Origin of the sequence: Halomonas zincidurans B6 (assembly GCF_000731955.1) — a bacterium.
GTDB lineage: Bacteria > Pseudomonadota > Gammaproteobacteria > Pseudomonadales > Halomonadaceae > Modicisalibacter > Modicisalibacter zincidurans.
Map to the genome: position 1 here is coordinate 3,357,236 of NZ_JNCK01000001.1, position 18,513 is coordinate 3,375,748.

At 61.6% G+C, this 18,513-nt stretch carries 15 protein-coding genes and 1 pseudogene; 12 read left to right on the forward strand and 4 right to left on the reverse strand.

The genetic code is table 11. From position 1 onward, the window contains the following. Window positions 1-21 precede the first annotated feature (21 nt). Window positions 22-1,209, reverse strand: a complete 1,188-nt coding sequence (gene fdhA / locus HALZIN_RS0115755) for a formaldehyde dehydrogenase, glutathione-independent (RefSeq protein ID WP_031385143.1) — start codon at window positions 1,207-1,209, stop codon at window positions 22-24. 375 nt (window positions 1,210-1,584) lie between these two features. Here fdhA and HALZIN_RS0115760 point away from each other — a divergent pair, with 375 nt between their 5' ends. The 4 genes from HALZIN_RS0115760 (at window position 1,585) to HALZIN_RS0115775 (ending at window position 5,637) form a co-directional block, all read left to right on the forward strand. Continuing rightward, window positions 1,585-1,905, forward strand: a complete 321-nt coding sequence (locus HALZIN_RS0115760) for a hypothetical protein (protein WP_150113131.1) — start codon at window positions 1,585-1,587, stop codon at window positions 1,903-1,905. A 22-nt stretch (window positions 1,906-1,927) separates the two neighbouring features. Further along, window positions 1,928-3,136 carry a M24 family metallopeptidase gene (locus HALZIN_RS0115765; RefSeq protein ID WP_031385145.1) on the forward strand — a complete coding sequence of 403 codons (1,209 nt, stop codon included), beginning with the start codon at window positions 1,928-1,930 and terminating at the stop codon, window positions 3,134-3,136. Window positions 3,137-3,205: 69 nt separating this feature from the next. Next, on the forward strand, window positions 3,206-4,795 hold the full coding sequence (locus HALZIN_RS0115770) for a BCCT family transporter (RefSeq protein WP_031385146.1): 1,590 nt from the start codon (window positions 3,206-3,208) through the stop codon (window positions 4,793-4,795). Window positions 4,796-4,872: 77 nt separating this feature from the next. Then, entirely contained in the window at window positions 4,873-5,637 is a 765-nt protein-coding gene (locus tag HALZIN_RS0115775) for a creatininase (protein ID WP_031385147.1), read from the forward strand. Window positions 5,638-5,749: 112 nt separating this feature from the next. Here HALZIN_RS0115775 and HALZIN_RS18620 read toward each other — a convergent pair whose 3' ends face one another. Continuing rightward, window positions 5,750-6,361: a LysR family transcriptional regulator gene (locus HALZIN_RS18620; RefSeq protein ID WP_328286642.1), complete on the reverse strand. Its 612-nt coding sequence runs from the start codon at window positions 6,359-6,361 to the stop codon at window positions 5,750-5,752. Window positions 6,362-6,633: 272 nt separating this feature from the next. Here HALZIN_RS18620 and HALZIN_RS0115790 point away from each other — a divergent pair, with 272 nt between their 5' ends. After that, window positions 6,634-8,088 (forward strand): sodium:solute symporter family protein, encoded by a 1,455-nt coding sequence (locus HALZIN_RS0115790; RefSeq protein WP_031385149.1) that lies wholly within the window; start codon window positions 6,634-6,636, stop codon window positions 8,086-8,088. 44 nt (window positions 8,089-8,132) lie between these two features. Here the strand turns inward: HALZIN_RS0115790 and HALZIN_RS17990 are convergent. Both HALZIN_RS17990 and HALZIN_RS0115795 read right to left on the reverse strand, forming a co-directional pair. Continuing rightward, window positions 8,133-8,257, reverse strand: a pseudogene (locus HALZIN_RS17990) (2Fe-2S iron-sulfur cluster-binding protein); the annotation flags it as partial. A gap of 245 nt (window positions 8,258-8,502) precedes the next feature. Continuing rightward, the gene (locus HALZIN_RS0115795) at window positions 8,503-9,366 is read right to left on the reverse strand and encodes a LysR family transcriptional regulator (RefSeq protein WP_031385150.1); all 864 of its coding nucleotides are present in this window, start codon (window positions 9,364-9,366) and stop codon (window positions 8,503-8,505) included. A gap of 176 nt (window positions 9,367-9,542) precedes the next feature. On the opposite strand from HALZIN_RS0115795, the gene HALZIN_RS0115800 reads away from it, so the two are divergent. From HALZIN_RS0115800 to purU, 7 genes are all read left to right on the forward strand, one after another. Next, window positions 9,543-10,580 carry a GlxA family transcriptional regulator gene (locus HALZIN_RS0115800; protein WP_031385151.1) on the forward strand — a complete coding sequence of 346 codons (1,038 nt, stop codon included), beginning with the start codon at window positions 9,543-9,545 and terminating at the stop codon, window positions 10,578-10,580. Window positions 10,581-10,864: 284 nt separating this feature from the next. Continuing rightward, the gene (gene glyA / locus HALZIN_RS0115805) at window positions 10,865-12,172 is read left to right on the forward strand and encodes a serine hydroxymethyltransferase (RefSeq protein WP_031385152.1); all 1,308 of its coding nucleotides are present in this window, start codon (window positions 10,865-10,867) and stop codon (window positions 12,170-12,172) included. 47 nt (window positions 12,173-12,219) lie between these two features. Beyond that, window positions 12,220-13,470, forward strand: coding sequence for a sarcosine oxidase subunit beta family protein (locus tag HALZIN_RS0115810; RefSeq protein WP_031385153.1), 1,251 nt, complete (start codon window positions 12,220-12,222; stop codon window positions 13,468-13,470). A 12-nt stretch (window positions 13,471-13,482) separates the two neighbouring features. Continuing rightward, window positions 13,483-13,875, forward strand: coding sequence for a sarcosine oxidase subunit delta (locus tag HALZIN_RS0115815; RefSeq protein WP_031385154.1), 393 nt, complete (start codon window positions 13,483-13,485; stop codon window positions 13,873-13,875). Continuing rightward, entirely contained in the window at window positions 13,872-16,946 is a 3,075-nt protein-coding gene (locus HALZIN_RS0115820; protein WP_031385155.1) for a sarcosine oxidase subunit alpha family protein, read from the forward strand. The genes HALZIN_RS0115815 and HALZIN_RS0115820 overlap by 4 nt, the downstream gene beginning before the upstream one ends. Further along, the gene (locus tag HALZIN_RS0115825; protein WP_031385156.1) at window positions 16,939-17,571 is read left to right on the forward strand and encodes a sarcosine oxidase subunit gamma; all 633 of its coding nucleotides are present in this window, start codon (window positions 16,939-16,941) and stop codon (window positions 17,569-17,571) included. The genes HALZIN_RS0115820 and HALZIN_RS0115825 overlap by 8 nt, the downstream gene beginning before the upstream one ends. 56 nt (window positions 17,572-17,627) lie before the next feature. Further along, window positions 17,628-18,494 carry a formyltetrahydrofolate deformylase gene (purU, locus tag HALZIN_RS0115830; protein ID WP_031385157.1) on the forward strand — a complete coding sequence of 289 codons (867 nt, stop codon included), beginning with the start codon at window positions 17,628-17,630 and terminating at the stop codon, window positions 18,492-18,494. The last annotated feature ends 19 nt before the right edge of the window (window positions 18,495-18,513 follow it).

Genomic DNA, 18,513 nt, shown 5'->3' on the forward strand with positions numbered 1-18,513 from the left:
AGGGGGGCGAATTCGCAGCGGTTACGCCGCGCCCAGCAGCCCGTGCGGATCGAGCACGAACTTGCTGGCCGCACCGGAATCGAATTGCTGGTAACCCTGCGGTGCGTCTTCCAGTGAAATGACCTGGGCGTTGACGATCTCGGCGATGTTGAGCCTGCCATGCAGGATCGCCTGCATCAGCTGACGGTTGTACTGCACCACCGGCGTCTGCCCGGTGTGGAAGGAGTGAGCCTTGGCCCAGCCCAGGCCGAAGCGCAGGCTCAGGTTGCCGGTCTGGGCCGCCTGCTCCGTCGCGCCGGGATCTTCGGTGACGTACAACCCGGGAATACCGATCGAACCGGCTTCGCGGGTCACCTCCATCATCTGGTTGAGCACCACGGCGGGCTGCTCCTTGCCGCCATGACCCACCGCCTCGAAGCCGACCGCGTCGATGGCGCTGTCCACCTGGGGCTCGCCGACGATCGCCGCGATCATCTCGCCCAGCCGGTCGTGCTTGCCAAGATCCACCGGCTCGAAGCCCATCTTGCGGGCATGTTCCAGGCGCTGCTGGTTGAAGTCGCCGATCATCACCACGGCGGCGCCCAGCAGGCGTGCCGAGGCCGCTGCCGCCAGGCCCACCGGCCCGGCGCCTGCCACATACACCGTCGAGCCGACGCCGACCTTGGCGTTCAATGCGCCGTGGAAGCCGGTCGGCAGGATGTCGCTCAACATGGTCAGATCGCGAATATTGGCCATGGCCTGGTCGCGATCGGGAAACTTGAGCAGATTGAAGTCGGCGTACGGCACCATGACATAGCGCGCCTGGCCGCCCACCCAGCCGCCCATGTCGACATAGCCGTAGGCACCGCCGGCCCGATCGTCGTTGACGTGCAGGCAGACGCCGGTATGCCCTTCCTTGCAGGTACGGCAGCGCCCGCAGGCGACATTGAAGGGCACCGAGACGAGGTCGCCGATATCGAGAAACTCGACGTCCTTGCCCTTTTCGATCACCTCGCCGGTGATCTCGTGACCCAGCACCATGCCGGACGGCGCTGTGGTTCGGCCCCGCACCATGTGCTGGTCCGAGCCGCAGATATTGGTGGAGACGACTTTCAGAATGACCCCATGCTCGATGGCGCGGCCATTGGGCGCTTCCATCCGGGGGTAGGCAATATCCTGCACTTCGACGTTGCCCGGACCGATATAAACGACACCGCGATTGTCCGACATGCTGATTCCTCTTGTTTGTATGTCGTTGCCTTGGATTCGAGATACAGCCGGAACTGGTTGAATGGCTGGTATCGGTAGTTCCTAGCTTGGCTCCAACAGAGTGGAACAGGCCCGCAGGAGGGAGTTGTCTATCGACGACGTCTGGCAATGCAATGACGACGCAGGCAAGCGAGGCCGACCGGCGCACCTCAGCAGGGTGCCTAGTTGGTCTGTAACGAACGTTTCAGGTGAGCGGCTCTTCATTCAGAGCATGGATAATGCCATTCAAGCCCTTGAAAGGAATAAGCATTACTTACAGAAATGCCTGCATTTGGACTAGTTATTTGCGTTGAGAAGGCGCCCTTGACGATAGTCAGTCAAGGCGGGAGCAAAGGCATGAACATGAAAGTCTGGGCATTGGTTTTCAGGGTTAAAGAAAAAGCGGCCGCTGGTCTGATGCCAAGAGGGCTGCAACGTGATGCAGACGCTGCGCTCAGGATAAAGGCTTCTTATGCGGCCAGTCTTTCAGGGGTGAAGCTAGTTGGTTTTGAAGTTCTGGTGGAAGAAGAGGAGTTTCCTCAGGTAATAAGAGTAATAAGGGTTTTGGAAAAGGATCACAATCTATCTTTGTTCGAGTTTTCTGCCAGAAGCGAAGCGGCAGCCGATGGTGCTTTTTCAATAAAGATCGGGTCGAAACCTACAATTAATGTGGCGTAAAATCAAGCAAGAGGAGAAGGAAATGCAGCTTCCATCCATCATTGAAATCTCTAACGGGGAAAAAGTAACATCAACTTTTTCGGGTGCCGAAATGCGCGGTCGCCTCGATAAGTTGAGAAGCTATATGGCGGACAACGGTGTCGATGCCGTGGTTATGACTTCCTATCACAACATCAACTACTTCACCGATTTCGTCTACTGCAAGTTCGGCCGCGACTACGGCCTGGTCATCACCCAGGACACCTTCACCACGGTGACCGCCAACATCGACGGCGGTCAGCCCTATCGTCGCACCCGCCTGGGTGACAACATCGTCTACACCGACTGGCAGAAGGACAACTTCTTCAAGGCCATCAAGCAGCTGTGCGAAGGCAGCAAGCGCGTGGGCATCGAGTACGACCACGTCACCCTGCAGAACCAGCAGAAGCTCAAGGATGCCCTGGGTGGCGTCGAGTTTGTCGACATCGGCGTGCCCACCATGCGGATGCGCATGGTCAAGTCGGTCGAGGAGATCGCGCTGATTCGCCAGGGTGCTCGGATCGCCGACGTGGGCGGCGTGGCTGTGCGCGATGCCATCCATGCCGGTGTGCCGGAGTACGAGGTGTCGCTGGCCGGTCAGGCCGCCATGGTGCGCGAGATCGCCAAGACCTACCCCAACAGCGAGCTGATGGATACCTGGGTGTGGTTCCAGTCCGGTATCAACACCGACGGCGCCCATAACCCGGTGACCAGCCGCCGTGTGCAGCCCGGCGATATCCTCAGCCTGAACACCTTCCCGATGATCTCCGGCTACTACACGGCCCTGGAGCGCACCCTGTTCCTCGGCCATGCCTCCGATGAGCATCTGCGCCTGTGGGAGGTGAACTGCGAGGTTCACCGCCGCGGCCAGGAACTGATCAAGCCCGGCGTGCGTTGCTGCGACATTGCCCATGAGCTCAACGAGATCTTCGCCAAACACGACCTGCTCAAGTACCGCACCTTCGGTTACGGCCATTCCTTCGGGACGCTGAGCCATTACTACGGTCGCGAGGCGGGCCTGGAGCTGCGCGAGGATGTCGAGACCGTGCTCGAACCCAACATGGTCATCTCCATGGAGCCGATGATCATGGTGCCGGAAGGCCAGCCGGGTGCCGGCGGCTACCGCGAGCACGATATTCTGGTGGTCAACGAGCATAGTGCCGAGAATATCACCGGCTTCCCGTATGGCCCGGAGCACAACATCGTGAAATAACAGACGGAAACGAAAGGGGAGCCAACACTCCCCTGCTATTTCCCATTAAAAAAACAACGGGAGCTGTCTATGATCCTGCATTCTGGGCCCTTCAGGGGCATCAATCCTTGGGTGACGGTGATATCGCTACTCATTGTCACTGCCTTCATCCTCTTCTCCATTCTCGTACCCGACGCCTTTCTGCGCCTAATCAACCTCGGGCGAACCTACATCACTCTCTATCTCAACTGGTGGTACGTGGGTCTTGCCGCGTCTTTCCTGGCTTTTTTGACGTACCTTGCCTTCAGCAAGCACGGCAATATCAAGCTTGGTGCCCCTGGCGACAAGCCGGAGTTCAGCTATTTCGCCTGGTTCGCCATGCTCTACGCGGCAGGACAAGGCATCGGCATCATTTTCTGGTCGATTGCCGAGCCGGTGATGCATTTCTCGGGGGGAACGCCGTTTTCCGAGGCGGTGGGCAATGCCGAGGCAGCCACGGTGGCGATGCGACTCGCTTACTTCCACTGGGGCTTCAACGCCTGGGCGATTTACTGCATCGTGGCCCTGGGCCTGGCGCTGATGGCCTATCGCTATAATAAACCTCTGAGTATTCGCTATACCCTCTATCCCTTGCTGGGCGAGAAGGTCAACGGCTGGATCGGCAATCTCATCGACGTGATCGCCATCTTCGCCACCCTGTTCGGCATCGCCACGTCCCTGGGGCTGGGCGTTCAGCAGATCAACGCGGGCATCAACTTTCTGTGGGAGGTTCCAGTAACGGTCCAGGTTCAGGTGGTGCTGATTGCGATCATCTCCGTACTGGCCTTGATTTCGGTCATGACGGGGCTCAAGCGCGGCATCAAGTACCTCTCTATTGCCAACATGTATCTGACCTTCGTGGTGCTGGCTTTCTTCTTCCTCTTCGGGCCGACCCGCTACATCATCACCAACATGTTCGATTCCTTCGGTGACTACCTGTTTAACCTGATACCGCTCAACTTCTATGCTGGTTCCACGGAGCTGGCCAGGAACCAAGGTGGTAGCTGGCAGGATGTCTGGCAGGGCTGGTGGACCATTTTCTATTGGGGCTGGTGGATATCCTGGTCTCCCTTCGTCGGTGTGTTTATCGCTCGTGTCTCCAGGGGCCGGACCATTCGCGAGTTTATCTTCGGTGTCATCGGCGTATCGGGCCTGCTTTCCTTCGTGTGGATATCTGCCTATGGTGGCTCGGCGCTGTACGTCGAACTGTTCGGCGACGGCGGTATTTCCGAAGCCGTCAGCGGTAATGTTTCGTTGGCCTTATTCGCCACATTTCAGGCGATTGATCCGGGCGTGGTGGGCATGATCATCGGCTTCATCGGTGCCGTTCTGGTCTCGACCTACTTCATCACATCATCGGATTCCGGGACGCTCGTCATTACCACCATTCTCAGCGAAGGTGAGCCGCACCCCCTGAGACGCCACCGCGTGACCTGGGGGGTGATACAAGGGGTCGTCGCTGCCGTGCTGCTGGTAGCCGGCGGCACCGCGGCACTGACCTCGTTGCAGACAGGGGCGATACTCGCGGCCTTGCCTTTCTCGATCATCATGGCGCTGATCGCCATATCGATCAACAAGGCGCTGAATGATGAGTATTATGCCCGGGAGCATGCCATGGTGGCGGTAAAGGATCCGGTATAACGCCTGCCCCGTCGCCGACCTTTCTTCAAGGTCGGCGGCTGGACCGCAATGAACCGAGAAATGACGAGTGAGTGTTTATGTGCAACGTGAAACTGGAAAATATGGACTGGATTTCCTATCGGGAAGCCATCCAGGACGGTCGTTGCAGGATCATCCTGCCGGTCGGGGCCATCGAGCAGCATGGCCCGCACATGTCCCTCAACCCGGACGTGCTGATTCCCAGCCATATCGCCGAGCAGGTGGCCCAGCAATGCGACGACGTGTTGGTGGCGCCGGCCATCGCCTACGGCTACAAGTCCCAGGTGAAGTCCGGCGGTGGCAATTTCTTTCCCGGCACCACCTGCGTTTCGGGGAGCGCCCTCGAGCAGTATGTCTACGATGTACTGATGGCCTATGTGAATCACGGCAACCGCGAGTTCGTTCTGATCAATGGCCATTTCGAGAATTCCATGTTCCTGTGCGAAGCCGCCGACAAGCTGGTCAAGCAGTGCACGCTACGTGGCCTGGAGGTCAGGGTCTATCTGCTTTCCTACTGGGATTACATCAGCGAAGAGACCATCGCCAAGGTATTCCCCGACGGCTTCACCGGCTGGGCCGTGGAACACGGTGGCATCCTGGAAACCTCGATCATGCTCGAGATTCACCCGGCACTTGTCGATATGGACAGGGCGGTGCATGTGGATCCGGCGACTTTCCCGCCTTACGACGTATTCCCCGCAGATCCGAGCTGGGTGGCCGAGAGCGGTACTCTGTCGTCGCCGGTGAAGGCTACGGCGGAAAAGGGCCGCCTGATACTCGATGAGTGTCTCAAGGGAATCGCCCGGCAACTGCGCAGCGCCTAGCGAAGGACGGGGCTGCCGAACTCATTCTTCTCCAGGTTGGCCAGTCCGGCACGCAGGAAGTCGAAGACGTATCGGCTGGTCACGCTCAGTTCTCGCTCGCGGTAGTGGAGATCTATGCTGACCGCTCCAGTTTTGGCAGGCTATCTGCTTCAAGCACATTGGATAGATGAGGTGGCACGACATAAGTGGCTATGGCGGCCAACCCGAGACTTTCTTCTACTATCGAGATGATCCAGGCCAACTCATCTATGCGGTAGTCGCGGCTATCCCGATCCTCCCGAGACCTTTCGGGCTCCATGATCAAGCCGATGTCGTATTGATGCTTCTGAAAGCGCTGATAGATAATCTTGCTGATATCGCAGTCTACCTCGACCATGATATCCGGGTAGGTGCGCGTAAGGTTTCTAACAGCCTTGGGCGGGAAGACAAGCTCAAAATCATTTGTGACTCCCAGTCTGGCACGGCCGGAAATATGCTCCCCTTTTAAGTGCGAAGCTGTACAGTCATTGACCTCGAGTATCTGCTTGGATGCCTGATAGAGATATTCACCATCTTCGGTTGTCTCAAGGCTGGATCCTCTCAGGAATACTTGGGTATAGAGAAGCGACTCAAGCTTCTTGACCTGGAGGCTAATGGCAGGCTGTGACTCCCCAAGAAATTCGCCAGCACTGGTTAATGCTCTATATCCTTGGTTATAAATGGTATTCTTATAATATCTGTCGATATGCCCTTATGTTGCATTCATTGATAGACGTTATGATGGCATTTATTTTTCAAATTTGTCGACGGGTTCCACGTGAAATAGCTTGAGGAATGACTTCGGAGGAAGTGTGAAAAATCCCTATGATTTTGGCCAACAAAAAAGGATAAGATATGAATTCCTGGGTATTAACCACTTTTTTAATATTGACAGGCTATATGCTTGTTCATGCCGGGGCAACTTACCTGCGTCGCGAACTCAAGCGCAAACAACAAGAGCACAGGAGGTAGTCGGCGATGGATTCCTACAAGCTATTCAACTGGGGACTTCTGTTTCTCACCTTCGGCCTGATGATCTACCTGGGCTTCCTTTCGTCCAGAATGATGAAGAAGGGCGATGAAGGAGGCTTTCTCGTCGCCGGGCGTTCGCTGGGCGCCTTCGTCGGCGCCAGTACCATCGTTGCTACCGGCTTCAGTGGCTGGGGGTTCATGGGCTCGCCAGGCGTGACCTATCAATTCGGGGCGATAGAGGTGCTCGGCAACTTCTTCTTCGCGCCGGCGATGATGATAGCGGTGCTGTATTTCGCGCGCTTCTTGCAGCGCAAGGCAGCGGACATGGGCAGCAACACGATTCCCGAGTATATCGCCCAGATTCATGGCGGCGGCAATATGGGCCGGCTTGTACAAGGGGTCGCGGCGCTCATCACCATCCTGCTGCTGCTGGTGTTCCTGACCAGCCAGATCAAGGCCGTCGGCCTGCTGGGCGCGAGCTGGCTGGGCATTGACCTGACCCAGAGCGCCCTGCTGATGGTCGGCGTTATCATCCTCTATACCATGCTGGGCGGCCTCGCTGCGGTGGCCTGGACCGATACCGTGATGGTCTGCGGCATGTCGGTTGCCGCTGTGCTCATAATGGTGCAGATCTTCGGCAGCGTGAACCTGGGGGAGTGGGAAGCCTCGCTCAATGCCATCGACCCGGAACTCCTGAATCCTGCCACCGGGGGGCCCTATGGCGATAGCGTGGCGACAGTATTCCTGGTGCTGCCCTATGCCTTCCTGTTTGCCGCGGTGCTGCCGTTCATGGCTATACGCTTCCTGGCCTTCAAACCGGACGTCAAGCTGCACAAGGCGGGTGTCTATGTGGCGATTCTGGGGGCTTTACTCAGCCTGGTGCCGCTGGTTGGCCTCTATGTCAGGGCCCAGGTGCCCGACCTGGCGGACCCGGATAATGCCATGCCGGTGTATCTGGAGCAGTTCATGCCGCCGGCGCTGGAAGGGCTGATAACACTGTTCATCCTGTTCGCCATGAAGTCTACCGCCAACTCACTGCTGCACACCGTGGCCTCGGCGACCTCTCATGACCTGCGCCTGGCGATTTTCAGCCACGCCTTCAAGAGCGCCGCGCTGGTGCTGTGGATCAACCGCTTCGCGGTGGTCATCCTGGGCGTGGTTGCGCTTTTGATGATGCTCTATGCACCGCCCTTCATGCTTTCGTGGCTGGGTATCCTGGGCACCGGCACCCTGCTGGCCAGTATGATCGGACCGGTGTTCATCTCCACCTTCTGGCAGGGCTCGGCCTGGGGCGCGCTGGTCGCCATGCTGACCGGCTTCGGCACCAGCGGCTACATGATGCTGTTCGCCGATGTGGGCTGGCTGATCGGGCCGCTGACCGGCTGTGTGGTGTCTTCGGTTTGCTACATCGGTGTTTCGTTGGTGACCAAACGCGTCGCCTTTCAGAGAGCATCGATATAACGTGGTTACCGCCAAAAAGCCGGGAGATAAAACGAATAGAGTCCGGTGATGCCGCCATTATGATCCATTACCACGTGGCCGAATCTGAGCCCATCCGGCAGGTGCCACAGATGCCCATGCCACAGGCCTTGGGAATATGCAGGCCGAGCTTGGCGGCTACAACCTGAACCTCGGGCTCTGAAATCGAGTTTAACTCACTGAGCCGGTGCATGGTTCAGGTTGACACACAGGGGACGTTTCAGGCATCTGACAGCCTCTGACAGCCCTGGCTTGTCACCCATCGGGGGTTCATGCTCGAGAATGACGTGCCCGAAGTGTCACCCTGAAGGCACCTGGCTTGCCGGCCATTATCTGACCGGCAGGTCAGTTTGCTATACGTATGCCGGCACTACCCGAGGGGAAGCAAGCCGCCGGTCACAGGTTGGCAATCCCCGATCTCAGAAAATCCAATACATGTCTTGAGGCTACGTTTAGTTCGGGTTCCTTGTAGTGAAGCCCGATGCAAACTTGCTCAAGGGAAGGAAGGTTCACGGTGCTCCCTACATGCTTGAGGTGGTCAGGTATGACGGAGCTAGCCATGGCGGTGATGCCGAGCCCTTCCTCCACTGCCGAAAAAATACCGAGCAGACTGGTGCTGGTATACATGAAACGATAGGAGTATTCCTGGGCCCGCAGCGCCCCTTCCATGATCGATCGATAGATGCATCCCTGTGGATAGGCGATTAGAGGAACCGGATCATCATCGTAGTTGGCCAAATGGCCTTCCTTGTAGACCCACTCGAGATGCTCCAGGCGGTAGTCTCGTGAATCCCTGCTCTCGCTCTCCTTCTCTCGCTCCATGGCCAGGGCGATATCGTAGTGTCCTTTCTGATAGCGCTGAAGGATCACCTTGCTGATCTCACAGTCCACCTCGATGAGGATGTTGGGGTAGACTCTTGAAAGATTTCTCAACGCCTTGGGGAGAAATGCCAGCTCGAAGTCGTTGGGTATGCCGAGACGGACTTTTCCCGAGACATTTTCACCTCTTACCTTGGCGATGATCTGGTCATTGATCTCCAGGATCTGTCTGGCTGCTTGGTAAAGATATTCTCCATCCTCGGTCAATTCCAGACTGGAGCCCCTGAGAAAGATCTTGGTATTGAGGATCTCCTCCAGCTTCTTGACCTGAAGACTGATGGCTGGCTGGGACCGGCCAAGCAACTCACCGGCACTGGTAAAACCGCCCAGGTCCTTGATCGTGATGAACGTTCTCAACAAGTCTGTAGGTATATTTGTCATCGTTCAGCCACAGAGTGATAGGTTTGAATTTCGAGTTTCTACTTTATTATGTTATGTAGCGCTCAGTTCATCCCTTCACCGTACTTTCGTGTCGTACAGCCGGATGGCAGGATACGCTAAATGCCCGGCCTGTCTCCGGGGGCGCGTGACGCCACGCCATGATGCCAGGAGCAATGATGAACCTCTCTCCCCGGGATGAACCCCTTTCCGTGGGCTTCGTCCTGTTGCACCGTTTCACGCTGCTGCCGTTTGCTGCCTTCGTCGATTGCCTGCGCCTGGCCGCCGACGAGGGGGATCGCAGCCGACAGTTGCGTTGCCATTGGACCTTCATGACCAGCACCGGCGAGCCGGCCCTGTCCAGCTGCGGCGCGACCGTCTCGCCCTGCGTGACATTCCGGGACCCGACCGAGTTCGACTATATCGTGGTCATCGGCGGCGTGCAGGATGAAAAGGCCCGTAGGGATGCCATGGCACTGGCCTACCTGCGTCGGGCGGCCGGTGCCGGGGTTCCACTGGTGGGGCTGTGTACCGGGGTCTTCGCCCTGATCCAGGCGGGGTTGATGACGGGGAGGCGTTGCTGTGTCAGTTGGTATCACCATCGAGACATGATTCAACGCTTCCCCGCCATCGAGCCGGTGGCCGATCGCTTGTTTGTCGACGACGGTGACCAAATCACCTGCGCGGGAGGTGCCGCGGCGGCGGACCTGGCGGCCTATCTGATCGAACGTCACCTGGGCAAGGCGTGGGCCATGAAGAGCCTGCATATCATGCTACTCGAGGAGGCTCGGGATGGCACGCAGCCTCAGCCGCAGCCGGTGGTCTTCGGCAAGATCGAGGACCGTCTGGTGCGCCGTTCTCTCGCGGTGCTCGAGCAACACCTGGGCGAAGCCATGTCGATGGACGTGCTGGCCGAGCGGGTGGGGACCTCGCGGCGCAATCTGGAACGCCGGTTTCGCGAGACGCTGGGTGTCGGTCCGCAAAAGTTCGCCCGGGACCTGCGCCTGCGCTACGGACTATGGCTGCTTCATTATACCGGCAAGAGCGTCACCGAGATCGGCGAGCGCTGCGGCTTCGCCGATACCGCACATTTCTCCCGCCACTTCCGCAGCGCTTTCGGCGTAACCCCGTCGGAAATGCGCAAACGTGCCAACGAGACCGGCCGCGATCAGGTCGACCCCTTCTTCCTGCATGTCGAGGGCCGCCCGGCACTCTAAGTGGTATCCCTTATCGTCGCGGCTCCTTGCGACTCAGGCATCCCGCCCCGGTCATCCCGGCGGTTGAAACGGGGCGATGACAAATCCCGCCATGGCCAGGACATTCAGCAAGCCTGTCGCATTTATTCAATCATTGGCGCGTCGGCTACCCTTTAATCAAGGCATGGGCTGGATGTGCCGGACAGCCGTTATCGAGGCATAAGGATTTCAAATTTTTCCCGTCTGCCGGTTGCCGATAGATTCAAGAGGCCTTCTGCCTACCACCAAAACAAGAGGATCCCGACATGAATCAGGTTGGTCTTGCCGCTTACGATTCCCAGGTCGCCGCCGCTATCGCCGATGAAAGCGCACGCCAGGAAGCGCACATCGAGCTGATCGCTTCCGAGAACTACGCCAGTCGCGCCGTGATGGAGGCCCAGGGCACCCAGTTGACCAACAAGTACGCCGAGGGCTATCCGGGCAAGCGCTATTACGGCGGCTGCGAGTTCGTCGACAAGGTCGAGACGCTGGCCATCGAGCGCGCCTGCGATCTGTTCGGCGCCGATTACGCCAACGTCCAGCCGCACTCCGGCGCCCAGGCCAACGCGGCGGTGTTCATGGCGCTGATCAAGCCCGGCGATACCGTGCTGGGCATGAGCCTGGCTCACGGCGGGCACCTGACCCACGGCGCCGCGCCGAACTTTTCCGGCAAGCACTACCATGCCGTGCAGTACGGGCTGAACCCCGACACCGGCGAGATCGACTACGCCGAAGTCGAACGCCTGGCGAAAAGCCATCGGCCCAAAATGATCATTGCCGGCTTCTCCGCCTATGCGCGAGTGGTCGACTGGCGGCGTTTTCGCACTATCGCCGACGAGGTCGGGGCCTATCTGATGGTCGACATGGCGCATGTCGCCGGGCTGGTCGCCGCCGGGCTCTACCCCAGCCCGCTGGCGCATGCCCACGTGGTGACCACCACCACCCACAAGACGCTGCGCGGCCCGCGCGGCGGGCTGATCCTGGCGGCGAACGCCGATGAGGCGCTGGTCAAGAAGCTCAACGGCGCGGTGTTCCCGGGCCAGCAGGGCGGCCCGCTGATGCACGTGATCGCCGCCAAGGCCGTGGCTTTCAAGGAAGCCATGAGCCAGGCGTTCGTCAACTACCAGCACCAGGTCATCAGCAATGCCCGCGCCATGGCGCAGGTCTTCGTCGAGCGCGGTTTTGATGTCGTCTCCGGCGGTACCGACGACCACCTGTTCCTGGTCTCGCTGATCAAGCAGGGCGTGACCGGCAAGGACGCGGATGCCGCGCTGGGCCGGGCGCACATTACCGTCAACAAGAACGCCGTGCCCAACGACCCGCAGAGCCCGTTCGTCACCTCGGGGCTGCGCATCGGCACCCCGGCGGTCACCACCCGCGGCTTCGGCGAGGCCGATTGCGAACAGCTGGCCGGCTGGATCTGCGACATCCTCGATGGACTCGCCGATCAGAGCGATACCGGGGCGGTGGAAGCCGAGGTGCGCGACAAGGTGGCCTCGCTGTGCGCGCGCTATCCGGTGTATGGCGACGCCCAGAACAGCGAGCCGGCCGAGAGCGCAACCTCAGTAGCCTGAGCCTGACCGTCAGCGGGCTCCGAGGGGGCCGATCGAGGAGAAAGTCCATGCAACGCTATTCCGGCTTCGGGTTGGTCAAGCACGCGCTCAGCCATCATGAAAACTGGCAGCGCCAGTGGCGCAATCCCACGCCCAAGAAAGACTACGACGTGATCATCGTCGGCGGCGGCGGCCACGGCCTGGCCACCGCCTACTACCTGGCCAAGGAGCACGGCATCACCAACGTGGCGGTGATCGAGAAGGGCTGGCTGGGCGGCGGCAATACGGCTCGTAATACGACGATCGTGCGTTCCAACTATCTGTGGGACGAGTCGGCGGCGCTCTACGAGCATTCCATGAAACTCTGGGAGGGGCTGTCGCAGGATCTCAACTACAACGTGATGTTCTCGCAACGCGGGGTGTTGAACCTCGGCCATACCCTGCAGGACATGCGCGACATCCAGCGCCGGGTGAATGCCAACCGCCTCAACGGCATCGACAGCGAGGCGCTCGACGCTCGCCAGGTGCAGGAAATCGTGCCGATCCTCGACTGCTCGAAGCGCGCACGCTACCCGGTGATGGGCGCCTCCTGGCAGCCGCGCGCCGGGGTGGCGCGCCACGATGCGGTGGCCTGGGGGTTCGCCCGCGGCGCCGACGCACGTGGCGTCGACATCCTCCAGCAGACCGAGGTCACCGGCTTCAAGATCCTCGATGGCCGGGTGATCGGCGTGCATACCAACCGCGGCGACATCGGCGCCAAGACCGTGGGTTGCGTGGCGGCCGGCAACTCCGGCGTGCTGGCCAGGATGGCCGGCTTCAAGCTGCCGCTGGAGTCGCATCCCCTGCAGGCGCTGGTCTCGGAGCCGCTCAAGCCGATTCTCGACACGGTGGTGATGTCCAACCACGTGCATGGCTACATCAGCCAGTCGGACAAGGGCGACCTGGTCATCGGCGCCGGCATCGACGGTTATCTCGGCTACGGCCAGCGCGGCAGCTACTCGACGGTGGAGCATACCCTGCAGGCGATCGTCGAGATGTTCCCGATCTTCTCGCGGGTGCGCATGAACCGCCAATGGGGCGGCATCGTCGATACCTGCCCCGACGCCTGCCCGATCCTCTCGGCCACCCCGGTCAAGGGACTCTACTTCAACTGCGGCTGGGGCACCGGTGGCTTCAAGGCCACGCCGGGCTCGGGCCACGTGTTCGCCGCCAGCCTGGCCAAGGGCGAGATGCATCCGATTGCCGCGCCGTTCTCCATCGACCGCTTCCACTCGGGGGCGCTGGTCGACGAACACGGTGCCGCGGGCGTCGCGCACTAAGGAGACACTGTCATGTTCCATATCTATTGCCCGTACTGCGAAGAGCACCGCGAGGAAGAGGAGTTTCATCCCAAGGGCCAGGCGCATATCGCCCGCCCGGCGGAGCCCGAGGCCTGCTCCGACGAGCAGTGGGGCGATTACCTGTTCTTCCGCGACAACCCGCGGGGCGTGCACCACGAGCTGTGGGTGCACGCCATCGGCTGCCGCAAGTTCTTCAACATCACCCGACACACCGCGAACTACGAGATCCTCGAGACCTACCGGATGGGCGAGCAGCCGACGATCACCGCCGAGAGCCTGGCGTGTGGCGAGAAAGCCGGTAACGTGCAGGTCGCCGAGGGCGGCCAGCAGACCGTGGGAGCCAGCGACGCCGCCCTGGCGTCGGTCAAGGGAGCGCAGGCATGAGCCAGTCATCATCACAGCCCAACCGTCTGGCGCAAGGCGGCCAGGTCGATCGCTCGCGCACGCTGAACTTCACCTTCAACGGCAAGCGTTACGTCGGCCACCCCGGCGATACCCTGGCCTCGGCGCTGCTGGCCAACGGCGTCGACGTCGTCAACCGCAGCTTCAAGTACTCGCGCCCGCGCGGGATCGTCGCCGCCGGGGCGGAGGAGCCCAATGCGGTGGTCCAGCTCGGCGCGACCGAGGCCGCCCAGGTGCCCAACGTGCGCGCCACCCAGCAGGCGCTCTACGAGGGGCTCACGGCGCGCAGCACCAACGGCTGGCCCAACGTCCAGCGCGATCTGATGGGCATGGTCGGCAAGCTCAGTGGCGCCTTCATGCCGCCGGGCTTCTACTACAAGACCTTCATGGCCCCGGCCTCGCTGTGGATGACCTACGAGAAGTACATCCGCAAGGGCGCCGGCCTGGGCAACAGCCCCGGCGAGCCCGACCCGGACAGCTACGACCATCTCAACCAGCACTGCGACGTGCTGGTCATCGGCGCCGGCCCGGCGGGCCTGGCCGCCGCGCTCACGGCGGCGCGCAGCGGGGTACGGGTGATCCTGTGCGACGAACAGGAGGCGATGGGCGGTTCGCTGCTGGATAGCCGCGAGCGGATCGACGAGGCGCCCGCGGGGCAATGGGTCGACCGCGTGCTCGACGAACTCGGCAGCCTGGAAAACGTGACATTGCTGCCGCGTACCACCGCCAACGGCTATCACGATCATAACTTCGTGACCCTGCACGAGCGCCGCACCGAGCACCTGGCCGACAGCGCGCCGACCCGCGACGGGCGCCGCCAGGTACGCTCGCGCCTGCATCGGGTGCGGGCCGGCCAGGTGGTGCTGGCCACCGGCGCCCATGAGCGCCCGCTGGTCTACGCCAACAACGACGTGCCCGGCAATCTGCTGGCCGGGGCCGTATCCAGCTACATCCGTCGCTACGGCGTGGTGCCGGGCAACAAGCTGGTGCTGTCCGCGACCAACGACCATGCCTACCGCGCCGCGCTGGACTGGCATGAGCTGGGCAAGTCGGCCGGCCGCGAGGTGGTGGCGATCGTCGACGCCCGCGCCAACCCCGACGGCGAGCTCGTCGAACAGGCGCGGGCGCTGGGCATTCGCGTCATCACCGGCAGCGCGGTGATCGAGGCCAAGGGTGCCAACCGTGTCAGCGCCGCCCGCGTGGCGAAGATCGATGCTCAGCTGTTCAAGCTGGCAGGCCGGGTCGAAGAACTGGCTTGCGATACCATCGCCAGCTCCGGCGGCTACAGCCCGGTCATTCATCTCTCCTCGCACACCGGTACGCGCCCGACGTGGCGCGACGACATTCTCGGCTTCGTGCCGGGCACGCTGAAGGGCATGACCCCGGCGGGCGGTGCGCAGGGCGTCTACTCGCTGGCGGCGGTGATCGCCGACGGCAGCGATGCCGGCAGCCAGGCGGTCCAGGCCAATGGGCAGTCGGCGGAGCCTTTCGAGGCGCCGCATGTGGCGCCCATCCGTGAAGGAGCGAGCGTGGCGCTCTATCAGGTGCCCCACGAAAAGCCGACCCTGCGGGCGCCCAAGCAGTTCGTCGACCTGCAGAATGACGTCAGCGCGGCAGGCATCGAAGTGGCCACCCGCGAGGGCTTCGAGTCCATCGAACACGTCAAGCGCTACACGGTGATGGGCTTCGGCACCGACCAGGGCAAGCTCGGCAACATCAACGGCATGGCGGTCGTCGCCCGCTGTCTGAGGCGATCGATTCCCGAGGTGGGCACGACCGTGTTCCGGCCCAACTACACGCCGGTCACCTTCGGCGCCATCGTCGGCCGCCACTGTCGCGAGCTGTTCGATCCCGAGCGCTACACCGCGCTGCATCAGTGGCATGTCGAGCAGGGCGCCGAGTTCGAGGATGTCGGGCAGTGGAAGCGCCCGTGGTACTTTCCACAACAACGCCGCGCAGAGAACGGCGAGCGTCTGGAGACGATGGAGGAAGCGGTAGCCCGCGAATGCCTGGCGGTGCGCGAGCGGGTCGGCATCCTCGATGCATCGACCCTGGGCAAGATCGATATCCAGGGGCCGGATGCCCGCGAGTTCCTGGGCCGCGTCTACACCAACAAGTGGGCCAAGCTGGCGCCGGGCCGGGTCCGCTATGGGCTGATGTGCAAGGACGACGGCATGCTCATGGACGACGGCACCACCAGCTGCCTGGGCGAAAACCATTTCCTGATGACCACCACTACCGGCGGCGCCGCCGGCGTGCTGGAGTGGCTGGAACTCTGGCATCAGACGGAGTGGCCGGAGCTGCAGGTCTACTTCAATTCGGTGACCGATCACTGGGCGACCATGACCGTGACCGGGCCCGACGCCCGCAAGCTGCTGGCCGAGATCACCGACATCGATCTTGACCGCGAGGCGTTCAAGTTTATGGACTGGCGCGAGGGCACGGTCGCCGGCGTGCCGGCCCGGGTCTTCCGGATCTCCTTCACCGGCGAGCTGTCCTTCGAGATCAACGTCCAGGCCAATTACGCCATGCACGTCTGGAAAACCCTGTTCGAGCACGGCGAGCAATACCAGCTGACGCCCTACGGCACCGAGACCATGCACGTACTGCGGGCCGAAAAAGGGTTGATCATCGTCGGCCAGGATACCGACGGCTCGGTCACCCCCGAGGATCTGGGCATGCAGTGGGCGATCGGTTATGACAAGCCGTACTCGTGGATCGGCAAGCGGGCCCTGTCGCGCTCCGATACCCGGCGCACCGACCGCAAGCAGTTCGTCGGCCTGAAGCCCAAGGACCCCAAGGTGGTGCTGGAGGAGGGCGCCCAGATCGTCTTCGACCCCAAGCAGGCCATCCCCATGGTCATGTCGGGTCACGTGACGTCCAGCTATTACAGCCCCTCGCTGGGACAGGGCTTCGCCCTGGCGGTCGTCAAAGGCGGTCACGAGCGCATGGGCGACACCGTCTACTTGCCGATGGTCGATGGCACCGTCCACGAGGCCGAAATCGTCAGCCCCGTCTTCATCGATCCCAAGGGAGAGCGCCAGAATGTCTGAGGTCAGAGAATTCGATACCCGGCCTGCCGGGCACCCGAGCGCCGAGTCGCCGCTGGCGTGGTCCTTTCATCGGCAGACGCCGCCTCGTGAAGCCAATGCGGGCGTGGCGCTGCGCGAGCACGCCTTCCTCGATCACCTGATCTTGCGCGGCGGCGCCATCGTGCTGGACGAGGCCGTGCGCGAAGTGCTGGGCCTCGCGTTGCCGGCCCGGCCCAACACGCTGACGCTGGATGACGGCGGGGAGCGTTCGATTCAATGGCTGTCGCCCGACGAGTGGCTGGTCATCGTGCCCGCCGGCGAGGCGTTTGCGCTGGAGCGCCGCCTGCGCCAGGCGCTGGGTCAGGCACACTTCAGCATCGTCAATGTCGGCGGCGGGCAGACCCTCGTCGAACTCTCGGGGCCGCAGGCCCGCGAGGTGTTGATGAAGTCCACGACCTACGATGTACATCCGCAGGCGTTCCCGGTGGGCAAGGGCGTCAGCGTGGTGTTCGCCAAGGCTTCGGTGGTGCTGCGCCGGCCGCGCGAGGATGTCTGGGAGCTCGTGGTGCGGCGCAGCTTCGCCGACTACTGCTATCGCTGGTTGCTGGATGCGGCTGAAGAGTTCGGCGCCAGCGTGGAGCGCTGATAGCCAGGCCGGCCCCGTGCCGGCCTTTCTAATTAGTCGATAACAAGTGGGACGTCATGAGCCGAATGGCCGATACCTGGATACTTGCCGCCCAGTGCCCCAGCCGTCTGGGCACGGTGGATGTGGTGACGCGTTTCTTGAAAGAGCAGCACTGCTACATCACCGAGCTCAACTCGTTCGACGATCGGCTGGGCGGGCGCTTTTTCATTCGCGCCGAGTTCCGCCCCGAACTGAAAGGCTTCCACGACGAGGCGTTTCAGCAAGCCTTTGCGCCGCGGGCCGCCGAGTTCGCCATGGAGTTCGAGCTGACCCCGCCGGGCAAGCGCACCGGGACCGTGATTCTCGTCTCCAAGGCCGATCACTGCCTGAACGATCTGCTCTATCGCTATCGCATCGGCCAGTTGCCACTGGATATTCGCGCGGTGATTTCCAACCATCCCGACCTCGAGCCGCTGGCGGCATGGCATGGCCTGCCCTATCACCACCTGCCGGTGACCGCCGAGACCAAGCCGCAGCAGGAGGCGCAGATCCAGGCAATCATCGAGCAGAGCGGGGCGGAGCTGGTGGTGCTGGCGCGCTACATGCAGGTGCTGTCGCCGGCCATGTGCGAGCGGCTGGCGGGGCGCGCCATCAATATCCACCATTCGCTGCTGCCCGGCTTCAAGGGCGCCAGGCCGTATCACCAGGCCTACGAGAAGGGCGTCAAGCTGGTCGGCGCGACGGCGCACTACATCAACAACGACCTCGACGAAGGGCCGATCATCGCCCAGGGCGTCGAGCCGGTCGATCACGCTCACTACCCGGAAGACCTGGTGGCCAAGGGGCGGGATGTCGAATGCCTGACCCTGGCTCGCGGCATTGGCTATCATCTCGAGCGTCGCGTATTCCTGCATGCGGGGCGCACGGTGGTGCTGGGCAACTGACGTGCCGGAGGGCCGATGC